This is a genomic window from Winogradskya consettensis, assembly GCF_018332715.1.
GTDB lineage: Bacteria > Actinomycetota > Actinomycetes > Mycobacteriales > Micromonosporaceae > Actinoplanes > Actinoplanes consettensis.
The window spans coordinates 241454-255553 of the sequence record NZ_BOQP01000011.1; the positions used below are offsets into that span (position 1 = coordinate 241454).

Below are 14100 nucleotides of genomic sequence, written 5' to 3' on the forward strand. Positions count from 1 at the left end.
TCTGGCTCGCCGCCGGCACGGGAGCCCTCGACTGGAACCCGGCCGACTTCCGCGACAAGTCCTACAGCCTGATCATCATGAACACCGCGGCCCAGCCCGGCGTACGCCTGCAGACGACGGCCGCCATCAGCCCCGGCTGGCTCAACCAGACCACCTGGGCCCTGCTCATCCTCGGCACCCTCCTGGTCATGTCCGGCATGATCACCCTCGGCTGGCCGGCCCGCCGCCGCGAAGTGGTCTACGTCGTCGAACCCAGCCAGGTCCCCGACCTCATGCAGGCCATCGGAGCCCCCCTTCCCCTGAGCCGCACCGGCGGCGGCCGCCACTCGGCCACCCACCGCCCCCGAACCCTCGCCGACACCCAGTCCCGGACCCGCCCCCCGGCCCTGACCTGGCCCCCCGCCCACCAAGCTCCAAGCCAGGCCGCGGCCCTCCCCACTCCGGCCCCGACCACCCCCGCCCCGACCACCACGGTCACCGTCGCTGCCCCCGCCGTCGCGCCTGCTCAGTCCTCAGGCCCCACCCACCTGCAGCCTTCCGGGACACCCTCGGCCACGGCTCCCCTCTCGACGCCACCAACCCAGCCCTCCGGCCCGGACCAGTCCACCCCCGCCACCGCCCCCGGCGAACCCATCAAACTCGTCCCGACCCGCCCCACCCCCGAACCCACCGAACCCTTCTTCGGCCGCGCCACCACCACCCGCCGCCGCACATCCCCCCAACCAACCGACCTCCCCATCTTCGAAGCCTCCGCCGTCGGAGCCTGGGTCGCCGAAACCGCCGCCGCCCGCTCCCGCGAAACCCAGGCCCGAGCAGCCGCAGCCATCGCCGCCGCCCAAAAACCCAAAGACCCGCCCCCCGCCACCCCCACCGAAACCAAGCCCGGCCCGGCGTCCGGTCCCGCGGCTGTTCCGCCTGCGGGGGTCACGCCTGGCCCGGCCACCGGTTCTGGGCCGGTTCCGGTTGCCGGGGCCAAGGCTGGCTCGGCCGCCGGTTCTGGGCCGGTTCCGGTTGCCGGGGCCAAGGCTGGCTCGATCGCCGGATCCGGGACGGTTTCGGCTGCTGGGTCCAAGACCGGCGCGGCTGCCGATTCTGCAGTCGGCTCCGGGACCGTTCCGGCAACGGCGTCTGCGGTCACACCGCCCTCGTCACCTTCGGCTGGATCCGTCGTCAGCCCGGTTCCTGCGTCCGCGGCCAAGGCTGTTCCCGCGCCTGCAACGAGCCGGTCTGCCGAAGCCGTATCCCAGGCAACGGCCCCGTCCGACGCGACCTCGGCCTCTAATCCAGTGGCAAAGCCGTCCATCACCTCGGCCAAGGCTGCACCCGAGGTACCGGAGGGCTACGACGTAGTGGTGGTAGGCCTGAACGTTCCGGCCAGCCCCGCCCCGATCCATCACCAGCCCGCGACCACCCCGCCCCTGACCGCCACTTCCAAGACGACGCTCACCCAGCCGACAACGCCGGACTCAAAGCCCGCAAAAGTCTCCACATCGAGCTCCGCAGAGACCTCGGCGTCTCCGGCATCCCGGCCCGCGGCAATCCCACCGACGTCCGAGCGCGCGGCGGCTTCGGCGGCCCCCAAGCCCGTGGTGGCTTCGGCGGCGTCCCAGCCCCCGATAGCTTCGGTGGCATCCCAGCCCGCAGCGGTCCCGGCGGTGTCGAAGTCGTCAGTTGCCCCGGCTGTTCCGACTGCAGCGAAGCCGGCGAGCGTCGAGACCAAGCCTTCGAACGCGCCGGCCGCAGCGGAAAAGCACCCGGAATCCTCCAGCATTCCGGTAGGTCATACCGAACATGCAGCGCCGAAATCCGAGATCGAACCGACGGGCCATACCGGCAATCCCGCCGCAACACCGGCCTCGACGCCGGCCCCGACCAGCGGCACACCGGTCACCAAGACTCCACGCCCGTCCGGCGTGACGGCTCGCAACGCCCTGTTCGGAGGCCCACCCTCGAACGCCTGGGCAGCGAACGGCCTGACCCGTGCCGACTCACCCCGCGTCGGTCTCACCCCCGACGCCCTGAACCCACAACCAGCCCCCGACGCACTCAAGCCGACCGCATCCACCCCCAACCCAGCCGAGCCGAAGCCAGGCGCGCCGCGCTCCCTCAAGGCGGCGACGTCATCGCCCACTCGGCCCGCGCCTCCAACCCCCGCCACGCCGGCGAAGGACACGACCAAGAACGGTCCGGGCTCGCCCGCCTCCGCGCCCGCGACTCCCGCACCTACGTCCAAGGGCCCAGCGCCAACCAGCCCCACGCCCGCGACATCCACACCTGCCGGTCCGGCATCTGCAAGCCTGACAACTACCGGTCCCGCCCCAGCGACTCCCGTACCTGCCGGTCCGGCATCTGCAGGCCCGACGACGACTACCGGTCCCGCCCCAGCGACTCCCGTACCTGCCGGTCCGGCATCTGCAGGCCCGACGACGACTACCGGTCCCGCCCCGGCGACCTCCGCACCGTCTAGCCCTGCACCGTCAGCCCCGGCTCCCTTAGCGCCCGCAGCCGTAGCCGCGCCCGCAGCGCCCGTTCCCGCACCCGCTGGACCCGCGCCCGCAACGCCAGCGCCCGCCGGACCCGCGCCCGCAGCGCCCGCGCCCGCAGCGCCCACGCCTGCGGGACCCACGCCTGCGGGACCCACGCCTGCTGGACCCGCGCCCGCAGCGCCTGTGACCTCGCCGGCCAGGCCTGCGGTGCCCGGGCCTGCCCGTCCCGCGGAACCTCAGCGTCAGCCCGTTCCGGCCGGCCAGAATTCGCAGGGCCGCACGATCGGGGCTGCCAGAGGTGAGGGGAGTCCGGCCGGCTCGGCTGAGAAGGGTGAGCAGGCCGCGAAGGTGGAGACTCGTATCGCGGGGCAGCGGACCCAGCCCGGGACCGTGGACGGCGGGATGAACTCGGAAGTCAAGACCGAGACCGCCGTCGAAGCCTCCTCCGAAACACCTGCGCCCCGGGGCGCGGATGAGGCAGGGGAGCGGTCGGGCGAGAAGGCTCCGGAGGCTCGCCGGGCGGGGTCGCTGCTGGGCAACTACAAGGCTGAGGTGGCCGAGTTGCTGGGTGGTGGGGCGGCGCGGCGGCGGCGCAAGGGGATGACTGCTGCGGGGCTTCCGTTGCCTGAGGGTGATGTGGAGGAGTCGCAGATCAAGATGACGCGCCCGCCTCGGCGTGGGCGGGGTACTGAGAAGGACTGACGGTGGGATCTGGGGGTGGCCGCGGACCGGTTTTCCGGTGCGCGGCCATTTTTCTTTTCGCTGCGCAGCCGGTTTTGTACGCCGAAGGGCCCCTCGCGCTGCCGACGCGAAGGGCCCTTTACCGGGGGAACGGAGTTACCGAAGGGGGCTTCGTCCGTTAAGACCAGTTTAGGCCCTGGGCTGCAAAGTAGGTAGTCATAGTCTTAATCCGGACAATTCAGGGCTATTGGCGCCGAGTGGGGTGTGGATCCCGATCAGGTGTGTACGCGTGGACGGCTCGGCGCCGTGTTCGGTCAGCGCGTAGGCTGGGAACGTGGCTGATCTTCTGGTGTGGATCGACTGTGAGATGACCGGTCTCGATCTTGGTAAGGACGCGCTGATCGAGGTCGCCGCTCTGGTGACCGATCCTGATCTCAATGTGCTCGGTGACGGCGTCGACCTCGTCATCCACGCTGACGATGCCGCGCTGGACGGGATGCCGGAGATCGTGCGCAACATGCACGCGAAGTCCGGCCTCACCGAAGAGGTGCGGCGTTCCACCGTGACGATGGCGGAGGCGGAGGCGGCTGTCCTCGCGTACGTGAAGGAATATGTCCCCAACCCGCGGACCGCGCCCCTCTGCGGCAACAGCATCGCCACCGACCGGGGTTTCCTGGCGCGCGACATGCCTGTGCTGGACGACTTCCTGCACTACCGGATGATCGATGTCTCCTCGATCAAGGAGCTGGCCCGCCGCTGGTACCCGCGGGTGTATTTCGGGCAGCCGCAGAAGGGCCTCGCCCACCGGGCTCTCGCCGACATCCGCGAGAGCATCCGCGAGCTCGAGTATTACCGGCGCACGGTCTTCGTGCCCCTGCCAGGCCCCGATGTCGACCAGGCCCGCGCCATCGCCGCGGAGCTGTGAGACCAGTCGGCCGGTAGGACCCACCAGCCGGCCGGAGCCGGGGGCGGGGTAACCCGCTCGACGGGGTGCCGGGGTGTGCCGCTATGCTTATCCGGCGCACGCTGCGGAGGTAACTTCGCGGTGGTGACATGGTGGTCGTAGCTCAGCTGGTAGAGCACCGGGTTGTGGTCCCGGGGGTCGCGGGTTCAAGTCCCGTCGGTCACCCCAAAGTAAGTCAAGGTCAGAAGGCTCAGCCGCCAAGCGGTTGGGCCTTCTGCCGTTTAGCTGGAGCGAACCTGGAGCGCAAGCCCGCCCGGCACACTGGCGAAATGGGCGCTAAGGCCCGCCGGCATAAGCGGCGCATCTGGCCAGGGCGAGCGGCACATCCGGCCAGGGCGAGCGGCATGCCAGCCGGGGCGAGCGGTAAAGCCAGCAGCAGTAGATCGGTCCGGGTGATCGCTGGTCCAGGTGATCGCCGGTCTACCTGAGCGCCAGTCCAGGCGTATCCGCAGCGAAAGCAAGCCGCGACCCTGGACAGCCAGCCCTGGACAGCCAGCCCCGGACATAAGGACGCCGTTGCGAATTCCACGGGGGAAGAACTCGCAACGGCGTCGGTGATGACAATAATCGATGGAGTGTCAATCGTCTATCCCGGTCTTCGGGCCGGGCCCAACGGGCAGGCAGGGACCGGTACGCACGGGCGGTGACGTGATGTTCATGACGGGCGTGAGTCTGCCGATGAGGGATCCGTGAGGGTTACCAAGGGCACCTGGGCGCTGGGTGTTGTCCTGCTGTTCGGTCTCCTGGTGTCGAGTGCCCGGGTTGTCACGCAGCCGCAGGGGGCTGAGGCGAACGAGGATTTCTTTCGCTCGTTCCTGGTGACGTCGCTGATCGCCACCGTGATGACGTGGATCGCCGCGTGCAAGGGCCCTGCGGCCGCGCGACGCCCCTGGCGGTGGATCGCGATTGCTTTCACCGTGCTGCTCGTGCCGCAGCCGCTGGCCGTCGTTGTTGCCGTCATTCATGGCAGTCTTCCGCTCTGGGCGGTCATGGTGGTGCTGATCTGCCGGCTGCTGTGGGGTGCGCTGCTGCTGGTGGGGATTCTGATGTTCCCGATGCGGCCACTGTCCGGGCAGCAGCGGACCCGGTTCGCCGCCGACATCGCCACGGTGATCGGTGGTGGGTTCGTCATTTCGTGGTACTTCCAGCTCGGGCCGGCTGTGACGACGCGGCAGGCGGGGCTGGACGCGCTGACCGTGATCGGGTTCCCCATCGCGGACCTGGTGCTGATTTTCGGGCTGTGTGCGCTGCTGATGCGCAACGGGGTGGCGTCGTGGCGCGGGCCGCTTCCGCTTTTCCTGGCCGGGCTTGCGACGTTCCTCGTCAGCGATGTGATCTACGCCCACGACATCCTGATGCAGGGTCCGATGGCGTGGTCCACCCCGTTGTCGCTGGTTCTCAACGCCGGTGACCTGATCATGGCGCTCGCGGCCGGCGTACACGTCAGGAATCCCGATGCCGGCAGCGAGGTCCCGGCGGAGGAGTCCCGGACCGGGGTTGCCTATTTGCCCTATGCGGCACTGCTTGCCGGCTACACCATGCTGCTTGTAGCGGCCTGGCGTGAGGGCGAGATCTACCCGTGGGGCGGGCTGGCCGCGGGCGTGATCGTGATGACCGGTGCGGTGGTGCTCCGGCAGGTCATCGCGTTGCGGGAGAACCATCGGCTTGTCGTGCACGACCATCTGACCGGGCTCGCGAACCGCATTTCCGCCGATGCCGCGCTTGCTGCCGCGTGCCGCCGGCAGCAGCAGGAAGGGGCGGCGTCCGCGATCCTGCTGATCGATCTGGACGGCTTCAAGAAGATCAACGACACCCGCGGCCATGAGGCCGGTGACGCCCTGCTCGCGGCCTTCGCTGCAATCCTCAAGCGGACCGTACGCGCAACCGACGTCGCCGCCCGCGTCGGCGGCGACGAGTTCGTCATCGTCCTCGACCGGCCCGGAAGCACCGACCAGGCCATCGCCGTGGCACGACGCATCCTCGACGCCGCCGCGGAACCGACCCGGATCGGTGACGTCGACATCCGGATCAACGCCAGCGTGGGCGTGGCCATGACGGAGGCGGGCGTCGACGCCACCACCGTCCGCCACCGCGCCGACATGGCGATGTACGTCGCCAAACGCGGCGGCCGCAACGGTATCCAGCTGTGGCACGCCGAGCTCGAGGAGGTCGCCGCCGCAGACGACGTGTTCGAGACCGACCTCGCCGCCGCGGTCACCGCCGGCCAGTTGCGCGTGTACTACCAGCCGCTGATCGAGCTCGCCACCGGTGAGATCAGCGGCGTCGAGGCACTGGTCCGCTGGGAGCACCCGGTGCTCGGCATGATTCCGCCCGACCGTTTCATCGCGATCGCCGAACGTACCGGCTCCATCGAGCAGATCGGCCTGTGGGTGATCGACCAGGCGGCCGCCCAGGTTCGCGGCTGGCAGCGCGACCTCGGCCGGCACCTGCATCTGAGCGTCAACCTGTCGCCCCGGCAGCTCGTCCAGCCCGACCTGGTCGACCAGATCCGCACCCGGGTCGCCGCCACCGGCCTGAACCCGCGCGATCTCGTCCTGGAACTGACGGAGAGCGCGCTGGTCCACGGCACCGAAGCCGTGACGGTGCTCGAGGACATCCGTTCGCTGGGTATCCGCATCGCGGTGGACGACTTCGGCACCGGCTACTCCTCGCTGCGGTACCTCACCCGGCTGCCGGTCGACATCCTCAAACTCGACCGCTGTTTCGTCGCCGAGCTCAACGGCGAACCGGAGGGCTCCGCGGTCGCCGAGGCGGTGCTGCGCCTCGCCCGGGCCCTGCACATGGTGACGGTCGCGGAAGGCATCGAGACGGCAGCGCAGGCCAACGAACTCACCCTGCTCGGCTATGACGCCGGCCAGGGTTACCACTACTCTCGCCCGCTGCCCGCCGACGCGATGGAGAGCCTGCTGATCCAGCGGTCCAAGGTCAGACCGGCGTCATAGACAGCGTTAGGTTGTGTGCAATTTAGTTGTGCACAACTAAATTGCACACAACCTGACGCGACGCCCGGCACGGCGGCCCGGACCTGCGAAGGTCCGGACCGCACGCTCCCCGGGCGGAGGGTCAGGTCCGGCAGGTGACGTCGGGCCGGGTGAGGTTGCCGCCGTGCTGGATGGTGAAGCCGAAGGTGTTGCCGTTCCCGTTCGGCTTGGCGGTCATCACGTTGCCGCTGCTGTCCCAGCTGACCGTGGCGTTCCAGGTCGCGATGATCTTCTGGGGTGAGTGCACGGTGACGGTGGCCGTCCAGTTGGTCGCGCCCGTCACCGTCACCTGGCCGTTGAAGCGGTCCGTCCAGCTCTGACCGTCGGCGTAGGTCGCGGTGCAGGAGCCGGCCGGCGGCGGGGACGTGGTCGGGTTGGTGGCGCCGTCCGGTGCCACGGCGCGGCCCGTCGTGGGGGAGATCATGCCGGCGCAGAGACCGCGGTTGGCCAGGCCGGACACGATCTGCGGGATGGCGGCGATCGTCGTGGCGTACTGGTCGTGCATCAGGATGAGCTGACCGTTGGTGAGGGTGCTCGCCGCCTGCACGATCTGGGCGGTGCTCGCGCCGTTCCAGTCCTGCGAGTCCACGTCCCAGGTGACCGTACGCAGGCCGAGCGCAGAAGCCGCCGATTGGAGGGTCGCGTTCGTCTCGCCGTACGGCGGGCGGAACAGCTTGGGCGTGCCGCCGCCTGCGTTTTGGATCGCGGACTGCGTACGCGAAAGCTCGGAAGTCATCTGTGCCGCGCTGAGGGTGAGCATGTGCGGGTGGGTGTAGCTGTGGTTGGCGACCCACATGCCCGCTGCGGCCTCGGCGGCGACCAGGGACGGGTTCGCCGCGGCGTTCTGACCGATGTTGAAGAGCGTCGCGCGCACGTTGTTCGACCGCAGCGTGTTGAGCAACGTGGTGGTGTTGCTCGCGTTCGGACCGTCGTCGTACGTGAGCCCCACATATCCGCTGGAGCATGCGGCGGCGGCGCCGGCCGTCGGTGCCAGGAGCACGACCCCGGCGGCTGCCAGCAGCCCCGCGGCGCCGGCGGCCAGCGCACCGCGGAGAACGGATCTGGTCATGGGGATTCACCTTCCGTCAGATGCATCGACAAGCATCGCTGCCTTCATGGTGGTGGTGAATGTGACGAACGTCAATGGCTGAATTCCGGGAGATTTCCGATAGTTTCGGAGCGATATCTAGCAGCCTGTCTCTCAAACGAAGTCGATCATTTTGCGGCTACCAGGGTGGGCTCGGGCACCGAAACTTTCACCGCCGGTCGAGGCAGGAAAGCAGTCAGGAGTACCGCGACGGCGGTGAAGCCGATGGCCCACCGGAACGCCACATCGAACGCGTCGGGCGCGCTCCCCGAAGCCAGTGACTGCTGCAGGATCACCGCGAGCAGCGCGACACCGAACGAGCCGCCGACCTGTTGCGCGATGCGGGTGATGATGCTGGCGTGCGGCACCTCCGCGCGTTCGAGTCCCTGGAAGGCGACGCTCATCAGGGGGATCGACGCGGCACCCATGCCGAGGCCCTGCACGAACAACGCTCCCAGCAGGACCGCTTGATGCGTGCTCGCCGACGCGGTTGCGAACGGGACGAGGGCGACGCCGATGACGACGAAACCGGTCATCGCCACCCATCGGCCGCCGAGACGATCGGTGAGCCGGCCGGCGAGGGTGCGGCTCAGCAGCGTGCCGATTCCCTGCGGGACGAGCATGAGCCCGGCGCCGAGCGCGTCGGTGCCGTGCACCTGCTGCCAGTACAGCGGCAACAACAGCATCGTGCCGTAGAGCGAGGCGCCGGAGAGGAAGAGCAGCGAGGATGCCGAGGTCAGTGCGCGGTGGCGGAAGAGCCGCACGTCGACCAGGGGCGCGTCGTCACGGCGTACGGCGTGAATTGTGAAACCGGCGACCAGCAGGAGCCCGGCGATGAGCGGGACCACGACGTCGCCCCGGCTCCATCCGCCCGGGTGGCTGACGTTGGACAGCCCGTAGATCAGCGAGACCACACCCGGTGACAGGAGCAGCAGACCGAGACCATCCAGCCTGGTGCGCCGTCCGGGCTCGCCCGCCGGCAAAAGCAGAACCGCGCACGCGATCCCGACCGCGCCGAGCGGGACGTTGATCAGGAAGAGCCACCGCCAGTCGGCGTACCCGAGCACCAGGCCGCCGATCACCGGCCCGAGGATCGGGCCCAGCGCCGCGGGCAGACTGACCAGTGACATGACCCGCCCGAGGTTGCGCCCGTGTGCGGCCTGCATGAGCAGCGTCGACATCAGTGGCAACATGATGCCGCCGCCGATGCCCTGCACGACCCGGAACCCGATCAGGCTGGCGGCGTCCCAGGCGAACGCGCAGGCCACCGAGCCCGCGAGGAAGACCGACAGGGCGATGAGCCAGAGCCGTCTGCCGCCGAGCCGGGTCTGTGCCCAGCCGGCGACCGGGATCGTGACGAACAGGGCCAGCAGGTACGCCGTGCTCACCCACTGGATCGTGCCGAGCGGAACGTGCAGATCGGCCGCGAGATCGTGCAGGGCGACGCTGACGATTGTGGTGTCGAAGATGACGGCCAGCCCGCCCGCGATCACGGCGATCGCGGTGCGGGTGAGGCCCGGGTTCTCGGCCATGAACCACTCCTTAAGATGCGGCAGTGCATCCTAAGTAAAGCACGGTAAGATGCAGTTGTGCATCCTCAGGATCCCCAGGTACCGAGCCGGCGTCGCGGCGCCGAGCTCGAAGCGGCCCTGCTCGACGCGGCGTGGCAGGAACTGGTCGAGAACGGGTACGCGGGATTCACCTTCGAAGCGGTCGCCGCCCGCGCCGGCACGAGCAGGCCGGTGCTGAACCGCCGCTGGACGACCAAGCACGAGCTCCTGCGCGCCGCGGTCACCCACGCGAGCACCCGCGTGCCCCGCCCCACGCCGGACACGGGCAGCCTGCGCGGCGACGTGATCGCCCTGCTCAGGACCGCCAACGAGACCCGGGTGGACTTCGCCACGGTGCTCGGCGTCCAGCTCGGCGGCTACTACCAGGAGACCGGGAGCAGCCTCGCCGACCTGCGCGACGTGATCGTCAGCGGCGCCCGCACGGCGCTCGACAGCGCGTACGACCGCGCGGTTGAACGCGGCGAGGCGGACCCGGCAAAACTCACGGCACGCGTCAGATCACTGCCGTTCGACCTGCTGCGCCACCACGTCCTGATGACGCTGTCCCCACTCCCGGACGACGCCATCGAGGAGATCGTCGACACGATCCTCCTGCCGCTGGTCCGGCCCGGCGCCTGAGCGTTCAGCGATCCCAGCCGTCGCAGTAATCCTCGGGTTCCGCGTCGAGCATGTCGAGCAGATCGGGGCCCACGTGCCCGATGTCCACCGACCTGCCGACCAGGCCGAGCTGCACGGCGCAGTCGCGGCCGAAGCCCTTCACCATCCGGTCGGCCCGGGTCGGGTGACCGCACCGCGGGCACCGCTTCATCTTCGCTTCCACACCATGCCCCTCAGACGGTCAGCACCACTCGGCCCACGGGCTCGCCGGACATCAGGTATTCCATCGCAGCCTCGGCTTCGGCGAGCGGAAACGCCCGGCCGACGACGGGCGTGAGTCGCCCCGACTCCAGGAGATCACGCAGCACTGCCATCGCCTCCTTCTTCCCAAGGCTGGCTCGGGTGGGCCGGGGCAATTGCGGGTTCCGCAAGGACCGCACGGCCAGCTTCCCGAAGCGTGGCAGACTTCCCAGCCATCGGCGCCCGGCACGACCGAAATCATCGTGCCCGATCAGCACGTAGAGCCCGTCCGGGGCGAGCACCCGGCGGATCGCGGCGAACGGATGATTGCCGGGAACGTCGACAATCAGGTCGTACCTACAGGTTCCCTGGGTGAAGTCTTCCATCGCGTAATCGATGACCCGGTCGGCGCCGAGCCCATGCAGCAGCTCCGACTTGCGGCCCTGATCGACGGCGGTCACGTGCGCTCCACTTGCCTTGGCGAGCTGCACGGCGATGCTGCCGACACCCCCACCCGCGCCGTTGACCAGCACCCGGGCGCCGGGCCGCAGCCGTTCGGCGGGAACGTTCACCAGCGTGATGTATCCGGTTGTCGGCACGGTCGCGGCCTGCTCGAAACTCACGCCGACCGGCTTACGCGCCAGCGAATCGCGCGCCACGGAGGCGTACTCGGCGAAAGCGCCCCCGTTACGCCACGAGAAGCCACGCAGGCTCTCCCCGAAAACCTCATCCCCGACCGCCAGATCGGTGACGCCGTCCCCCACTTCGGCCACGACCCCGGCAAGATCAGTGCCGGGAACGCGGTCCTTCGGCCGCCGGACCCCACTGCCCATCACCCGCAGCACATAAGGTCGCCCACTGATCACATGCCAAACATCCGGATGTACGCAAGCCGCGCGCACCCGTACCAAAACGTCGCCCTCACCCACCGCGGGCCGCCCGACCTCCCGAACCCGCAACGTGCCCGGAAACCCATAACGGTCCTGCACCACTGCCCGCATAGGTAGCCACGGTAGGACCCTCTGTCACCGCCCCCCGTTTCGCCAGTTCAGGGGCAACGCGGACATAGGTTGTCCTGATATCGTCTCGCCGACTTGAAGATCATGGCGGGCGGGTGGTTGTCGATGAGCGATTTCTTCCAGGTTGAGATGGGCGTTCTGTCGAAGTACGTCACAACACTCCGCGACGCCCACCAGCAACTCGCCGACCTGCCAAAACTGCTGTCCGGCAACGACACACAACTCGGCAACGACAAACTGAACTCGGCCGCCGAGGACTTCCAGACAAGCTGGGAACAGGGCTCGAAGGAACTCGGCAAAGCCGTCGACGAAACCACCACCGCCGTCCAGCAGGTCCAGGGCCTCTACTCAGGGGCGGACCAGGCCATCGGAGACGCGGTGGACAAACTCAAGGAACCCCTGGTACTGATCAACCAGTTCTCCAGCGGCTTCACCCCCGCCGGCCACTGATATGACACCACCCGACCCCATCCGGCCCGGTTCCGCCCTCGCTGACGTCAATCTGAGTTCCGCGCTGGCGCGACAGCTGCCCGCCCTGGAGGCCGCGGCAGCTGCGGGTGGGAGCAGGCCGAAGCTGGCACTGCAGAATGCCCTCGACATCTGGTCATTGCTGGCCGCCTATCCCTGGCAGCGATTGAATTACCGCTTCGGGCGATGGCAGGCCGAACAGACGCTCTGGAAAGGGTTTGTCACCTTCGGCGCCTGGGAGACGTATCACTGGGAGTCGACGGTGGAGAGCTTCCAGCTGCTCGATCCCTACACCGGGGCCAAACTGGGTGAGATGTACAGCCAGAAGCGGCTGCAATTCTTCAAAGGATCGGCGTACGCAGAACCTGACGTGTTGACCCCGCCCGCTGGTGCCGTTGAGGTGGCGGGTGATCCGAGGTCGATCGCCGCATACCGGCCGGCCGGCGGCGCGGCGGACACCATCAGGATTTCGTGGGACCCGTATCTCAACAACGTGGTTCTCCGCGAGGGGATTCAGGCGTTGAGGACAGGTCAGTCCGACACGCTTCCGCCGGCGTATCTCTTCGTCGACCTCGACCTGCTCGACAAATACCGGGCATGGTTCGTCGACGAGCCTGACAAGCCCGCGCGGAAAGCGCCTTGGGCCAACGACGTACGCACTTACCGGCCAGGCGGCCCGCCCCGGTTCGGCCGGTCGCGATAGCCATCTCACGGGGGAGAGAAAATGGGAGCCACCACGGCGTACCCGAATCTGGGGTTTGATCCGGCCCCGGGTTCAACCGAGAGCGTCTCGGTGATGCAGCAGCGGATCTCGCGAGCCTCCACCTCCATGCTGCAGGCCAATGACCTGATGAACGGCCTGCGCAACGATAATTCCGGGGTATGGCAGGGCGCCGCGGGCGACGCGTTCCGATCGCACCTGGACTCGACGCTCATCGAGGATCTGGCAAAAGCCAACCAGTCGCTGAACACCGCAGTCACCGCTTTGAAAGGCTGGAGCAGCAGCCTCACCCGCTACCAGGAGCGAGCGGCCGACCTCGAGCGGCAGGCAGCCGATGCCCAGGCGGACGTGACCACTGCGCAAGGCAAACAGCAGTCGGCGGCGGCCAGCCCCGATCTGAACCTTGCCGGGCAGTACTTCGACAACGAGACAGACCTGCAGAACGCGCAGCGCCGGCTGGATCGCGCCACCATGGTGCTCCGTGATGCCAATACAGAGTTGGACGCCGCCGCCGATGCGCTCGCCCACCTTCGAAAGCTGGCCCAGGAACTGCACGACGAGTGGGATGCGGCTTCCGGGAAGGTCGCCGAAGCGCTGAAGGAAGCGGCGAGGTTCGCACCTCAGAAAGGCTTGCTCAGCCGTATCGGCAACGGCATCGCTGACGGGGTTTCCGCGGTCGGTGACTGGGTGAAGGATCATCTCGACGACATCCACTCCGTGCTCAGCACGGTGTCCGCGGTCGCCGGCCTGATCGCGCTCTGCACACCACCGCCCATTGACGTCGTCGCCTTGGCCGTGTCCCTGGTCGCGGGAGCCGGGGCGCTGGCTACCACGCTGGCGGATTCCAAGGTTCGCGGCGACATCGGCGAAATGTTCCACGGCGACTTTAAAGGCAACTGGGGATCGGCGATTCAGTTGGGTGGCGACGTCGTCGGACTGATTCCCGGGGTCGGGGTCGCGTCAAAGGCAGCCAAGGGCACCGAACTTCTCGCCGAGGGCGCCAGGGGATTCCCGAAGATCGTGGACATCGTCAGCGAGGTCGCGCACGACCCGGGTTTCCTGATGAAGGGCGTGACGAAATACGTTCCGTACGTCGGTGAGACTCTCGAGAAGGTCAAGCTTCTCGAACCGGGTGCGGCTGAGTCCGCCGCGAAAACCGCCGACATGTTGAATTTCCTGAACAAGTCGGTGGGATCGGCGAAGAAGACGGTTACTACGACATGGGATCAGGTGACCGGCGGAGATGACTGAGCCCGAAGACGCA

General features: G+C 68.4%; 12 protein-coding genes and 1 tRNA gene. 8 read left to right on the plus strand and 5 right to left on the minus strand.

Annotated features, from left to right (window positions below; all coding sequences use genetic code 11):
• Positions 1–1393: 1393 nt before the first annotated feature.
• Positions 1394–1771, minus strand: a complete 378-nt coding sequence (locus tag Aco04nite_RS13510; protein WP_212997573.1) for a hypothetical protein — start codon at positions 1769–1771, stop codon at positions 1394–1396.
• A 1063-nt stretch (positions 1772–2834) separates the two neighbouring features.
• Between Aco04nite_RS13510 and Aco04nite_RS13515 the strand changes: the two genes are divergently transcribed.
• From Aco04nite_RS13515 to Aco04nite_RS13530, 4 genes are all read left to right on the plus strand, one after another.
• On the plus strand, positions 2835–3188 hold the full coding sequence (locus Aco04nite_RS13515; protein ID WP_212997574.1) for a hypothetical protein: 354 nt from the start codon (positions 2835–2837) through the stop codon (positions 3186–3188).
• 313 nt (positions 3189–3501) lie between these two features.
• Complete coding sequence (gene orn, locus Aco04nite_RS13520) at positions 3502–4092, plus strand: oligoribonuclease (RefSeq protein WP_203842129.1); 591 nt, start codon at positions 3502–3504, stop codon at positions 4090–4092.
• Between the two features lie 131 nt (positions 4093–4223).
• A tRNA-His gene (locus Aco04nite_RS13525) sits at positions 4224–4299 on the plus strand.
• A 521-nt stretch (positions 4300–4820) separates the two neighbouring features.
• On the plus strand, positions 4821–7094 hold the full coding sequence (locus Aco04nite_RS13530) for a putative bifunctional diguanylate cyclase/phosphodiesterase (protein WP_212997575.1): 2274 nt from the start codon (positions 4821–4823) through the stop codon (positions 7092–7094).
• 121 nt (positions 7095–7215) lie between these two features.
• Here Aco04nite_RS13530 and Aco04nite_RS13535 read toward each other — a convergent pair whose 3' ends face one another.
• Entirely contained in the window at positions 7216–8202 is a 987-nt protein-coding gene (locus tag Aco04nite_RS13535; protein ID WP_212997576.1) for a polysaccharide deacetylase family protein, read from the minus strand.
• Between the two features lie 146 nt (positions 8203–8348).
• Positions 8349–9752 (minus strand): MDR family MFS transporter, encoded by a 1404-nt coding sequence (locus tag Aco04nite_RS13540; protein ID WP_212997577.1) that lies wholly within the window; start codon positions 9750–9752, stop codon positions 8349–8351.
• A gap of 57 nt (positions 9753–9809) precedes the next feature.
• On the opposite strand from Aco04nite_RS13540, the gene Aco04nite_RS13545 reads away from it, so the two are divergent.
• Positions 9810–10409 (plus strand): TetR/AcrR family transcriptional regulator, encoded by a 600-nt coding sequence (locus Aco04nite_RS13545; protein WP_212997578.1) that lies wholly within the window; start codon positions 9810–9812, stop codon positions 10407–10409.
• Positions 10410–10413: 4 nt separating this feature from the next.
• Here the strand turns inward: Aco04nite_RS13545 and Aco04nite_RS13550 are convergent, their stop codons facing one another.
• Together Aco04nite_RS13550 and Aco04nite_RS13555 are read right to left on the minus strand one after the other, a co-directional pair.
• The gene (locus Aco04nite_RS13550; protein ID WP_244875963.1) at positions 10414–10611 is read right to left on the minus strand and encodes a hypothetical protein; all 198 of its coding nucleotides are present in this window, start codon (positions 10609–10611) and stop codon (positions 10414–10416) included.
• Between the two features lie 10 nt (positions 10612–10621).
• A complete protein-coding gene (locus Aco04nite_RS13555) occupies positions 10622–11629 on the minus strand; it encodes an NAD(P)-dependent alcohol dehydrogenase (protein WP_212997579.1) in 1008 nt (335 codons plus the stop codon).
• A 123-nt stretch (positions 11630–11752) separates the two neighbouring features.
• Between Aco04nite_RS13555 and Aco04nite_RS13560 the strand changes: the two genes are divergently transcribed.
• The 3 genes from Aco04nite_RS13560 (at position 11753) to Aco04nite_RS13570 (ending at position 14087) form a co-directional block, all read left to right on the plus strand.
• Positions 11753–12097: a DUF6317 family protein gene (locus Aco04nite_RS13560; RefSeq protein ID WP_212997580.1), complete on the plus strand. Its 345-nt coding sequence runs from the start codon at positions 11753–11755 to the stop codon at positions 12095–12097.
• Positions 12098–12254: 157 nt separating this feature from the next.
• Positions 12255–12818, plus strand: coding sequence for a hypothetical protein (locus Aco04nite_RS13565; protein WP_212997581.1), 564 nt, complete (start codon positions 12255–12257; stop codon positions 12816–12818).
• A 21-nt stretch (positions 12819–12839) separates the two neighbouring features.
• Positions 12840–14087, plus strand: a complete 1248-nt coding sequence (locus tag Aco04nite_RS13570) for a hypothetical protein (protein ID WP_244875965.1) — start codon at positions 12840–12842, stop codon at positions 14085–14087.
• Positions 14088–14100: the final 13 nt, after the last annotated feature.

Coding starts and splice junctions, on each gene's coding strand:
- Aco04nite_RS13510 (WP_212997573.1), bottom strand. CDS start 1,771: ATGCTGGAGGATTCCGGGTGCTTTTCCGCTGCGGCCGGCGCGTTCGAA.
- Aco04nite_RS13535 (WP_212997576.1), bottom strand. CDS start 8,202: ATGACCAGATCCGTTCTCCGCGGTGCGCTGGCCGCCGGCGCCGCGGGG.
- Aco04nite_RS13540 (WP_212997577.1), bottom strand. CDS start 9,752: ATGGCCGAGAACCCGGGCCTCACCCGCACCGCGATCGCCGTGATCGCG.
- Aco04nite_RS13555 (WP_212997579.1), bottom strand. CDS start 11,629: ATGCGGGCAGTGGTGCAGGACCGTTATGGGTTTCCGGGCACGTTGCGG.
- Aco04nite_RS13560 (WP_212997580.1), top strand. CDS start 11,753: ATGAGCGATTTCTTCCAGGTTGAGATGGGCGTTCTGTCGAAGTACGTC.
- Aco04nite_RS13570 (WP_244875965.1), top strand. CDS start 12,840: ATGGGAGCCACCACGGCGTACCCGAATCTGGGGTTTGATCCGGCCCCG.